At 42.0% G+C, this 10,869-nt stretch carries 9 protein-coding genes and 1 riboswitch; of the genes, 2 read left to right on the top strand and 7 right to left on the bottom strand.

Annotated elements, in window-relative coordinates; all coding sequences use genetic code 11:
- Nucleotides 1-194: 194 nt before the first annotated feature.
- The 4 genes from Q7J41_RS14555 to Q7J41_RS14540 all read right to left on the bottom strand — a co-directional run bounded on the left by Q7J41_RS14555 (nucleotide 195) and on the right by Q7J41_RS14540 (nucleotide 4,385).
- Nucleotides 195-638, bottom strand: coding sequence for an Lrp/AsnC family transcriptional regulator (locus Q7J41_RS14555; RefSeq protein WP_304889163.1), 444 nt, complete (start codon nucleotides 636-638; stop codon nucleotides 195-197).
- Nucleotides 639-1,037: 399 nt separating this feature from the next.
- Complete coding sequence (gene pap, locus Q7J41_RS14550) at nucleotides 1,038-2,519, bottom strand: polyphosphate:AMP phosphotransferase (protein ID WP_304889162.1); 1,482 nt, start codon at nucleotides 2,517-2,519, stop codon at nucleotides 1,038-1,040.
- A 96-nt stretch (nucleotides 2,520-2,615) separates the two neighbouring features.
- Nucleotides 2,616-3,845, bottom strand: a complete 1,230-nt coding sequence (locus tag Q7J41_RS14545; protein WP_304889161.1) for an isocitrate/isopropylmalate family dehydrogenase — start codon at nucleotides 3,843-3,845, stop codon at nucleotides 2,616-2,618.
- 33 nt (nucleotides 3,846-3,878) lie between these two features.
- Nucleotides 3,879-4,385, bottom strand: a complete 507-nt coding sequence (locus Q7J41_RS14540) for a phosphohydrolase (RefSeq protein ID WP_304889160.1) — start codon at nucleotides 4,383-4,385, stop codon at nucleotides 3,879-3,881.
- A gap of 190 nt (nucleotides 4,386-4,575) precedes the next feature.
- Between Q7J41_RS14540 and Q7J41_RS14535 the strand changes: the two genes are divergently transcribed.
- Complete coding sequence (locus Q7J41_RS14535) at nucleotides 4,576-5,034, top strand: LiaF domain-containing protein (protein WP_304889159.1); 459 nt, start codon at nucleotides 4,576-4,578, stop codon at nucleotides 5,032-5,034.
- A gap of 54 nt (nucleotides 5,035-5,088) precedes the next feature.
- Here Q7J41_RS14535 and Q7J41_RS14530 read toward each other — a convergent pair whose 3' ends face one another.
- Both Q7J41_RS14530 and Q7J41_RS14525 read right to left on the bottom strand, forming a co-directional pair.
- Complete coding sequence (locus Q7J41_RS14530) at nucleotides 5,089-6,597, bottom strand: bifunctional diguanylate cyclase/phosphodiesterase (protein WP_304889158.1); 1,509 nt, start codon at nucleotides 6,595-6,597, stop codon at nucleotides 5,089-5,091.
- Nucleotides 6,598-6,624: 27 nt separating this feature from the next.
- Nucleotides 6,625-6,700: riboswitch (cyclic di-GMP riboswitch) on the bottom strand.
- A 295-nt stretch (nucleotides 6,701-6,995) separates the two neighbouring features.
- Nucleotides 6,996-8,333, bottom strand: a complete 1,338-nt coding sequence (locus Q7J41_RS14525; RefSeq protein ID WP_304889157.1) for a glucose-6-phosphate isomerase — start codon at nucleotides 8,331-8,333, stop codon at nucleotides 6,996-6,998.
- Between the two features lie 200 nt (nucleotides 8,334-8,533).
- Between Q7J41_RS14525 and Q7J41_RS14520 the strand changes: the two genes are divergently transcribed.
- Entirely contained in the window at nucleotides 8,534-9,553 is a 1,020-nt protein-coding gene (locus tag Q7J41_RS14520) for an aldo/keto reductase (RefSeq protein ID WP_304889156.1), read from the top strand.
- A 78-nt stretch (nucleotides 9,554-9,631) separates the two neighbouring features.
- Here the strand turns inward: Q7J41_RS14520 and Q7J41_RS14515 are convergent, their stop codons facing one another.
- The gene (locus Q7J41_RS14515) at nucleotides 9,632-10,729 is read right to left on the bottom strand and encodes a glycerol dehydrogenase (protein ID WP_304889155.1); all 1,098 of its coding nucleotides are present in this window, start codon (nucleotides 10,727-10,729) and stop codon (nucleotides 9,632-9,634) included.
- Nucleotides 10,730-10,869 lie beyond the last annotated feature (140 nt).

Here is a 10,869-nt window from a genome sequence, read left to right as displayed (position 1 = left end):
TTATTTTTGCGCTCTTTTTTCATCTTCTTCAACATTTTAATTGTTTTGTTGTTCCGTTTCCTTCCGACTTCACGAATTCTGTCTGGCTCTTACCACCGAATTTTCTGAGCTCCAAATCTTTTTCATTTCGCAATTACCTATTATAATTTAAATTTGAATATCTTGATTTAAAACCTTTACACATTATCATCTTCTTAGGGAAGAATCGAATATGTATTCTTAACGGTTGACAGGGTTACAATCGTTTTCGTCTTTTGTACCCCGGGAACTGTTTTAATGCAATTTAGAACCATTTCTAAACTCTGGGTATCTTTGGTAATAATTTTAATTAAATAATCATAATCTCCGGCCAGATAATCACATTCAATGATCTCACTCTCATCTTCTACTAATGCGACAAATCCCTCAATGAAACTTGGATGCTTAAGTGATATAAACATATAGGCAACCAAATTTTTATTCATTTTCTGAGTCGATAAAATCACCGTATATTTCTGTATGATTCCCGAAGAGTCTAATTTTCGTATTCGTTCGCTGATTGCAGGAACCGATAAGCTCACTTCACTGGCAATTTCGGAAGCCGTGACTCTGGCATTTTTTTGCAACAGCTTTAGGATTTCAATGTCAATTGAATCCATGTACAACTCCTTTCTATTAAAATCATTGAATTCATTATACCCGACTTATCAAGTAAATTAAACGTTTTCAGTGAATAACAATAGATCTTTTTGTGAAAAGATCTATTGGCCTTAAATGTTTAATCATTTGTGGTTTTTTTTTGATCCCACGGTTAATTATTTTTCCTGATTTTTGCTTTCCATTGAAAAACAAAGGCTAAATCTTGATATACTTTAAAAGATATACCCATAAGCGAAAACATTTAATCATTTTTATTCAATAAGTCGCATAATTAATGATCTCAATCATTAATCTTTCATTTATTTCACGCCAGTTCATCGATCACGACTAGCCGGCGTGATTGTTTTAAGTGTCAACCTTTAGTAGCGGTTATTATCAAGCTATTCCAAAGTGCTAACCTAATCGTTTAAACGTTTTTCGATGGCAGCAATCGTTTCGTTGAGAACTTTAATCCTGGCGTAATACTTATTCTGAGCTTCCACAATAATCCAGGGGGCATTGACGGTTGATGTCTTCAACAGCATTTCATCCACGGCGATTTTATAAACCTCCCATTTATCCCGGTTTCGCCAGTCTTCATCGGTGATTTTCCATTCCTTATCAGGATTCTCCTCACGACCGGTAAACCGCCGTAATTGTTCATCTTGATCAATTTGCAACCAGAATTTTATGACGATGGCACCCCAGTCGGAAAGTTGCTTTTCAAATTCATTGATTTCCCGATAACTGCGTTCATACTCTTCCCGGCTACAAAACCCTTCAATCGGCTCCACCATTACCCGACCATACCAGGTTCGATCCCATACGCCCAGATGACCATTTTTGGGAATATCCCGCCAAAAGCGCCAGAGATAATGGTGCTTTCTTTCAATATCACTGGGGCTGGCGGTGGGGTAAACGGTATACCCCCGGGGATCGAGATTGCGGGTCAGCCGCTTAATACAACCGCCTTTGCCGCCAGCATCCCAGCCTTCAAAGCCGACAATCAGCGGAATTCGGCGCCGATACAACTCGTATTGGAGCAAGCGGATTTTTTTCTGGCATTCTTTTATTTGGAGCTGATATTCTTCTTCACTGACGACCTGATCCAGCGCAATCCCATCCAGTATTTTAGATTGGAAAGGCATGTCTCCCTCGTGGATCAGCGGTTTAAGCTCAACCGCTGGCGCCATTTTCGCTGCTTCAATAGCTTTTTCCAGTCGTATTTCCAGGACACTCAAGACCTTAATCAGGGCATAGTCTTTTTGCTCGCCTTCGATGATTACCCAGGGAGCACAATCATTGTCAGTCAGTTCCAGACCCCGATTGACCTTTTTATAGAGTTTATTGTAGTGTTTGTTTTCTTTTTCATCCCGGGGCGTAACCCGCCAGGCCGTGGCATCGTTTCCAAGTAGTTTGTTAAACCGTCTTTTTTGTTCTTTTTTGCTGATGTGAATAAAGAACTTAAAAATAATCATCCCATCATCGGAAAGCGTCTGTTCAAATTCATTGGCCTGTTTCATCAGTCCCTGCATGTTCAGCGCATCAATGGATTTACGATAGATCAGATCACTGTAATAACTGCGATTAAAAATGGCGATCTGACCTTTCTCCGGGGTCTTTGTCCAATAGCGCCATAAGAATGGACGGAATATCTCATCCTCATTTTCCTGCTTTTTAAAATTATGAACCCGGAAGGATCGCGGATCCATCGGCATCAGCAATTCATTAATCAGGGTTCCCTTCCCGGCCGCATCCCAACCTTCGAACAGAATTAAAACCGGTATCCCCATATCGTGAAGCGTCCGTTGCAGCTCCCCTAACCGAATCGTCAGCCGCTCTTTTTCCAAGCGGTAGGTTTCTTTGTCAATTGTTACCCCTAAATCAATCTTCTCCAGCATAATAGCCTCCTAAACAATATGATTTTTGATTCTTGATTTTTATTAAGTACAAATAAGCTACAAAAAAAGGGCGTCTTAAAAGACGCCCCTCATCAACTATATAAATTTTGCGTAAACCGTATCCAGGTTAGGGTTGGACAAGGTTTCCATCACGTAATTGGCATATTCAGAACCGGTTGCTCCGGTTTCCCGGCCAGTAAGCACTAACTTTTTCTCATACAAACCGCAAACATCCAAGGCTTTTTGAAGCTGTTCAGCTTTTTCATTATAACCAATATGGACGAGCAACATCCCCGCCGCACGAATAATACTACAGGGATCGGCATATTGTCCACGACCTTCTTCCACCATTCTGGGCGCTGACCCATGGATGGCTTCAAACATCGCATATTGTTTGCCGATGTTGGCTGAACCGGCAGTACCGACGCCGCCCTGAAACTCAGCGGCTTCATCGGTTAAGATATCACCATAAAGATTCGGTAAGACCATTACCTTAAACTGACTACGTCGTTTTTCATCGACCAGTTTGGCGGTCATAATATCAATATACCAGTCATCCATTTCGACCGTGGGATAATTTTTAGCAATCGCTTTGGCGGTATCTAAAAATTTGCCGTCCGTTGTTTTGATAACATTGGCTTTGGTAACAACCGTGACCTTGTTTTTTCCTGATTTTTCGGCAAAATCGAAGGCGGCCTTGATAATTCGCTCTGATCCGTCCTGGGTGGTGATGGTAAAGTCAATGGCTAAATCATCATTGACATGGATACCCTTGCTGCCAACAGCATAAGCACCTTCGGTGTTTTCCCGATAGAAAGTCCAGTCGATATTCTTCTCAGGAACCGAAACCGGACGAACATTGGCAAATAAGTCCAGTTCACGGCGCATCGCCACATTGGCACTTTCGATATTTGGCCATGGATCGCCTTCTCGGGGGGTTGTTGTCGGTCCTTTTAAGATTACATCGCACGTTTTCAGTTCTGCTAAAACGTCATCAGGAATAGCTTTTCCACATGCGGCACGATTTTCAATGGTCAGACCGTCAATAATTTTAAAGACAATCCTGCCGGTTTTAACATCGTCAGCCAATAAAAATTCTAAAACTCGTTGGGCTTCTGAAGTGATAAATGGACCAATGCCATCGCCACCAACAATGCCGACAATAATTTTATCTTTGGTTTTAAAATCGGTAAAATCTTTTTGGACCTTCATTTTTTCGATGCGTGTCAATTGTTCTTTAATCAGCTCTCCAAAATGAGCTTTTGCTCGTTCAATTTGTTCTTCGATCAAGTTAAATCCTCCGTCAAATTTATTTATTAGTGTCATCTGCAAGCACTTAATGACAACACCAGCTGCCAATTAAGCTCTGGACATCATACTTTTAAGCCGTTTGATCGGCTGGGTGTTTTTAAAAACCAGTTCATTGGTTGCCACAAATTTATCCACTGCAGTAACTACCCAGCTTCCCAGGTTTGCCGGTGGAACAATTGTCAGCGGAAACATGTGTTTCACGATCATGTCGGCCTGACGATGGTCGATATCAAAATATTTTTCGGCATTTTCGAGGGCTGTTTTAGGATGGGAAAAGCCATGCATTTCCTTGATCCGATTCAGTCCTTTGCCTGTTTTTACCTTACCATGCCATGATTCCAGAAAAAAATCATGGAGCGTTGCACCGCGGGCAATGGATGCATAATCGATGCCTAAAAATCTGGCCACCCGATAGGAATAATAACCGACTGCAACGGAGTGTTCATATAAACCATTGCCGTGGTGATCAATTTCTCGTAATTTTTGGAATTCACTGTGTGTAATAATATCGCCAACAATGGTTTCAAACTCACTATAATACTTTTTTGTTTCCATTGAGACCTTTCTTTGATTGTAATTTTTTGTTATTTATTCAGCCGTGCTGAACACAAGCTTTGATTATTATAGCATAATATCTTTATTTTAAGTTAAAATAATGGCCGATGTTCTGAAAAAAAACAAAAAAAGATTCGGTTATTCTTAAAATCATGTTAAACTAAATAAAAAAGAACAGGAAGGATAAACCATGAAAATTAAAAAAATACTCATCGGAACTGCCGTAGCTGTTGCCACCGGCATGGCTCTTTATCATGCTTGTGTGATCAAAAAAGGGAAGGATTTTGAAGCCAGCTTCGATAAAAGTCCTGACTCACTGGATGAATCGGTTCTATATGGCGGAAAAATGAAAGACTACCGGGATCAGACCATGCGGGATACCAAAATCGGGGCTTTTTTCGGCGGTATGCAGCTTGATTTTTCAGACGTTGTCACCGACAAAGATGATTATCGCATGGATATCAGCATCATGAATGGTGGGCTGAACATCATCGTTCCTGATAACTTTAAATTAAAAATCGTTGACACCTGTAAATTTGGCGGTATCGCTGATCATACGGTTTGCGTGGATCCCGATAATTCGGTGGCTCTTTCCGTTTTTGCCGACATCACCTGCGGCGGTCTGAATTTTGAAAATACGCCTGAATAAAATCTTTCTGATAGTACCCGCCCGCTCCTAACCCCTAAAAAAACTGAAATCAGCCTAAACTGATTTCAGTTTTTTATTGACAAATGCTTCGAATTCAACGACATTCATGGGCTTGGCATAAAAGAAGCCCTGGGCGATATCACAGCCCTTTTCTTTGAGAAAATCGACCTGTTCCTGGGTCTCAACCCCTTCGGCAACAGTAATCAGATCGAGATCCTTGGCCATATTTAACATGCTCGTGATAATCTTTTTCCCGCGATCATTGTCCGATGATTCGCTAAAAAAAGCCTTATCCAGTTTTAAAATATCCGCCGGCAGATTTTTAAGCGTGTTCAGTGATGAATAAGCCCGGCCGAAATCATCAATGGATATATGAAAACCAAAATCTTTTAAATGATTCATGATTTCAACCATCTGAACATCATTATCGAAAATGGTTCCTTCAGTCAGTTCTATTTCAATCATTTTCGGATCAATATGATATTTGCTGGTAATTGCCAGTAATTCCTCCGGTAGCAGCATATTTTCCAGGTGGAGTCGGGAAAAATTGACAGAAATAATCATCTTGGTTAGTTGATCCTTTTCCATTTTCCATTTTTTTAGCAGCTTACACACTTCTTCAAACATATAGGTGTCGATCTTTTTCACAAAGCCATTTTTTTCAAATAAGGGAATAAAGTCATTGGGGGGCAGAATCCCACGATCCGGATCATTCCACCGCACCAAAGCCTCAGCGCCGATAACCTGCTCATCCAAAAATAAATATTTGGGCTGGAGATAAACTTCAAACTCATTATTACGCAGAGCCATTTCCATTCTGTTTTCAATCTCATTCTCAAGAATCATCACTTGGCGCATCGACTCATCATAAAAGGCATAACTCACCTGGGAGTTGTCCTTAATCGATCGTTTGGCCATATTTGCCCGATCGCTGAGGGTATTGATATCCAACTCATCCGCTTGCCCGATCAGATAAATACCCATCGAAATGTTGACGATGAATTTCTGAGAATACCCTTTGATCTCGCGAATTAAATTTTCCATCCGCTGGGAAAATTCACCATAGCTTTGGTATTTCATCAGAATGCTGAAATTATCCGTGGCCATTCTGGCAAACAGTTCATCTTTTTTACGATGCTTTTCTAAAATTTCGGCGATCGCTGTGAGTAATTCGTTACCCTCCTGATGTCCGTATAAATCATTGATGGCCTTGAACTTATCAATATCAAAAATAACCATCGCATAATGCTGGCTCTGATTGGTTGTAAATATTTTTTCACAGTCTCTTTTAAATTTGAGCCAATTGGGACAGCCGGTCAAAAAATCGAAATCCTGGAGGCGCTTCAGTTTGATGATTTCTTTTTTAAGGTCACCAACTGCGGAAGTACTGATCAGGCTGATAATAAAGATTCCCGTAAACCCCAGTCCATAAAATACCAAACGAAAGGTATCCCCTTGCGAAGGCAGGGAAAAAGAAACAAAGTTTAATAGCGCCGTTATCATGACCAAAAAAAACAACGCAAAGCTAAGGATTAAAAACTTTTTTTCGTTATACTTCTTCACCAATACCTCCTAAATCATTAAATCTATTTGAGTAACTGGCTAACTTATAAAAGTCCCTATAGCTTTGCGTCACTGTTTCGCAACAGTTTTGCCCGATGATTCAATATTCTTTTTTTCGCCTGAGCACATTAACAACAATTTCGCCCCGCTGGAGCATTAATCGATTATTTGTATTCGATGAGTGATGCTATATTTTTTCAGTATTGTATCATAAATGTAACGGTTTGTCTTGTGTTAATTATCAAATTCTGATTTAGAATCCCAATAGGATGGTTTGTCTTGTGTCAACTAAAGTAGGCATAAGCACAAGGGGACGGTTTGTCTTGTGTCAACGATGTTATCTTCATAAAAGGACACAAAAGAACCGTCCCCTTGTGCGTCGTCCCCTTGTGCGTCTGCTATAACCGTTCTTCCAGCTCAGCTGTCAAGTCTTCAAAACCCGGTTTATGAAGCAGCGCAAACATATTCTTTTTATACGCTTCCACGCCCGGCTGATCAAAGGGATTCACCCCCAACAGATAGCCGTTTAATCCACAGGCTTTTTCGAAAAAATAAATCAATTTGCCAATATGGAAGGCATCCAATTTTTTAAGCTTAATAATGCCATTGGGAACCCCGCCATCGACATGTGCCAGCAGTGTGCCCATAAAAGCTTTTTCATTCACCGCATCGATTTCCCAACCGGTCAGGTAGTTCAGTCCTTCGAGATTTTTTTCATCTGCGAACACTTTGATCACTGATTGATCGTCCTCGATGACAATCACCGTTTCAAAATGATTTTTGGGGCCATCCTGAATCATCTGCCCCAGCGAATGGAGATCAGTGGAAAAATGAGCCGAGGCTGGAAAGAGACCCTTGCCGTCTTTGCCGTCACTTTCGCCAAATAATTGTTTCCACCACTCTGCCAGATACTCCAGCGAAGGATCGTAATCGACTAAGATCTCAATATTCTTGCCACGATTGTAAAGAACATTCCGGTACAGGGCATATTGAAAACAGGGATTTTTTTCAAACTTCGGTTTGTTATAATCCTCATAACCCGATTTTCCGCCCTCCATCAGGGCATCAATATCAATTCCCGCTGCGGCAATCGGCAACAAACCGACCGCCGTATAAACCGAGTATCGTCCCCCGATATCATCAGGAATCACAAAGGTTTCGTAGCCTTCTTCATCGGCCATGAACTTTAACGCCCCTTTAGCCGCATCGGTTGTGACAAAGATCCGCTCTCTGGCACCATCTTTTCCATATTTTTCTTCCAGGAATTTTTTAAAAAAGCGAAAAGCCATGGCCGGTTCAGTAGTAGTGCCGGATTTTGAAATGACATTGACACAAACCTCCTGATCCTTTAGTAAAGCCAGCAGATTTTCCAGGTATTTTCCACTGATATTCTGACCGGCAAAATATATTTTAGGTGCCTTTCGGACAGATCGTGGTTCTTCATTATAAAAGGGGCCAGTCAGCGCCGATATCACTGCTTTAGCGCCCAGATAAGATCCGCCAATGCCAATCACCACCAGGGCATCGCAACGATCCTGGATTTTTTTAGCTGCCTGCTTGATCCGGGCAAATTCCGCCTGATCATATTTAACCGGATAATCAACCCAACCAAGAAAATCGTTACCGACTCCGGTTTTATTCATCAATTCATCATTGGCTTTCGCCAACTGATCAACCCGACTTTCGAATTCACTGGGGTCTATATTTGCATAAGAGAGATCAAAACGAATACTCATATTTAGTACCTTCTTTCTAATACGACTTAAATGTATTTTCATTTTACACCATTATTGAATGGGGTGTCAATTGATGTGCACCCCTCATTCTGAAAGAATGTTGAAATTGTGCGAATCTTCTAGCCACTTCCTTCATAAGAGGTGACTTTTTTTATTTGATATGTTAAAATAAGCAAAATTGAGAAAAGAAGAGGTGTAAAATGGAAACGCGAATACTGGGAAAAACCGGATTAGAAGTGTCCCTTATTGGGTTTGGTGGTATTCCAATTCAACGCTGTAACCAATGGGAAGTCGACGAAATTGTTGAAAATCTTATTGAAGAAGGAGTTAATTTCATTGACACTGCCAGAGCTTACACCAATAGTGAAGAGATGATTGGGGAAGCCTTGAAACAGTGGGGTCGGGAACATTTTTATCTGGCCACTAAAACCCCAAAGCTCACCTATCCTGATGTCATGGCTGATGTTAAAACCAGTCTGACTGAATTACAGACCGATACCATCGATTTATATCAGTTCCATAACGCTAAAACCATGGCCGCCTACGAAACCATTATCGGTCCTGATGGTGGCTATGAAGCGCTGGTTGAATGTAAAAAACAGGGATTGATCAAACACATCGGCATCACCTCCCACAGTTACGAGGTGCTCGATCGGGCTCTCGATGACGAAAAATTTGAGACGATTCAATTTCCTTATAATATAGTAGAAAACCGCGGCGCTCCGCTTTTTGAAAAAGCCAAGCTGAAAAATGTCGGCGTCATCATCATGAAACCACTGGCCGGCGGAGCCTTTATCCACGCCAACTACGCCCTGCGTTGGGTAGCCGAAAATCCCAATATTTCGGTCTTGATTCCCGGTATGGATTCGGTCAAGCAGGTGTTGAAAAACACCCGGATCGGCAATGATTTTGTGCCGTTGTCTGATGAAGAACGGCAAACCCTTGAAGCCGATGCCACGGCATTGGGCAAAACCTTCTGCCGCCGCTGCGGCTATTGCGCTCCCTGTCCCCAGGGTATTGATATCCCGATGCAGTTTATTGTCGAGGGTTATTACCGCCGTTACGATCTGGAGGAATGGGCACTGGACCGCTATCGCAGTTTTTCTGCCAACGCCTCGGATTGTGTCCAATGTGGCGAATGCGAACCCCGCTGTCCCTATGATCTGCCGATCCGGGAGATGCTGAAAAAAACCCGGGCGTTGTTTGACCCACTGGTTTAAAATCATAACTAAAAAGGCCAGTATCCTTTTCTTGCGATTGGGATACTGGCCTTTAATTTTTATTTTAGCATTTTATGGTTAATCACAGAGATACAAACGACCCAGCGCATCAGCGGCCATAATAGCGGCATAAACGGTGTCGGCATCGACATCAAAGGGCATATTGTGAATGGTTTCGCCCGGATCGGCAGCAGCCACCGCCACCGCCATGATTTTTTCAGGGGTTGGTTCGACACAGCCCAGCTCGCCGAGGGTAATCGGCAGACCAACCGACAGACAGAAATCAATAACTTCTTCAATATCTTCCAGCGATCGGTTTTCCATCACCAACTGAACCAGAGTTCCAAAGGCTACTTTTTCGCCGTGATACATATGGTGACATTCAGGTAATACCGTTAAACCGTTATGGATAGCATGGCAGGCAGCCAGGCCGCCACTTTCAAAACCGACGCCACTGAGGTAGGTATTGGCTTCAATAACATTTTCAACAGCCGGAGTACAGGTTGCCGCTTCAACTGCCAACTTGGCTTTTAAGCCGTCTTCGATTAAGATATCATAGCATAACCGTGCTAATGCTAAGGCAGATCGGGTTGGGTGAGCCCCTGACATCGTGGTTCCGTTGGAATCCACTGTTGCCTGAGCTTCAAAATAGGTAGCCAATGCATCGCCCATACCCGATACAAAGAGTCTGGCCGGAGCAGCTTTAATGATGTCGGTATCCATTACTACAATTTCAGGATTTTTAGGTAGTACTAAATACTCATCAAAAACACCGTCTTCGGTATAGATCACCGATAAAGCCGAACAGGGTGCATCCGTCGATGCAATGGAAGGCGCAATCACGACTGGCAGTTTTTGATAATGGGCAGTCGCTTTAGCCGTATCCAGGGTTTTTCCCCCACCGATTCCAACAACAACATCACAGCCTTCTGCTTTGACGATTTCCTGAAGACGGGCGATTTCGATCTTTGAGCATTCGCCGTTAAATTTTTCGGGTGTAAATTTAATTCCCGCCGCTTGAAAACTGGCTTTTAATTCATCTGCTTTGGTTCGCATCATGGTTCCGCTCATTAAAACAAGTGCTGATGTTCCAAATTTTGCGACATGTTCCGGTAATTTACCAACTTCTCCGGCACCTTGAACATAACGGCTGGGAGACATAATTATTTTTTGCATTTTCTACCTCCGAAAATATATTTATTTCGTTATTATTATATCAAATAATCGGAGCGATGAATTCGTTATCATCTAAAAAATACAGTCCAGCACAGATACTATTCGTGGTTATATTTTCTTTTTTTAACCCATTGTTAATG

Origin of the sequence: Acetobacterium sp. (assembly GCF_030652775.1) — a bacterium.
Classification (GTDB): Bacteria; Bacillota; Clostridia; order Eubacteriales; family Eubacteriaceae; genus Acetobacterium.
Note: the sequence above shows the minus strand (reverse complement) of the source record. Positions and strands in the feature narration are given on the sequence as shown.

Bases quoted from the DNA above. Each gene is read 5' to 3' on its own strand.
- Q7J41_RS14555 (WP_304889163.1), bottom strand. From the start codon at position 638: ATGGATTCAATTGACATTGAAATCCTAAAGCTGTTGCAAAAAAATGCC.
- pap (WP_304889162.1), bottom strand. From the start codon at position 2,519: ATGCTGGAGAAGATTGATTTAGGGGTAACAATTGACAAAGAAACCTAC.
- Q7J41_RS14545 (WP_304889161.1), bottom strand. From the start codon at position 3,845: ATGACACTAATAAATAAATTTGACGGAGGATTTAACTTGATCGAAGAA.
- Q7J41_RS14540 (WP_304889160.1), bottom strand. From the start codon at position 4,385: ATGGAAACAAAAAAGTATTATAGTGAGTTTGAAACCATTGTTGGCGAT.
- Q7J41_RS14535 (WP_304889159.1), top strand. From the start codon at position 4,576: ATGAAAATTAAAAAAATACTCATCGGAACTGCCGTAGCTGTTGCCACC.
- Q7J41_RS14525 (WP_304889157.1), bottom strand. From the start codon at position 8,333: ATGAGTATTCGTTTTGATCTCTCTTATGCAAATATAGACCCCAGTGAA.
- Q7J41_RS14520 (WP_304889156.1), top strand. From the start codon at position 8,534: ATGGAAACGCGAATACTGGGAAAAACCGGATTAGAAGTGTCCCTTATT.
- Q7J41_RS14515 (WP_304889155.1), bottom strand. From the start codon at position 10,729: ATGCAAAAAATAATTATGTCTCCCAGCCGTTATGTTCAAGGTGCCGGA.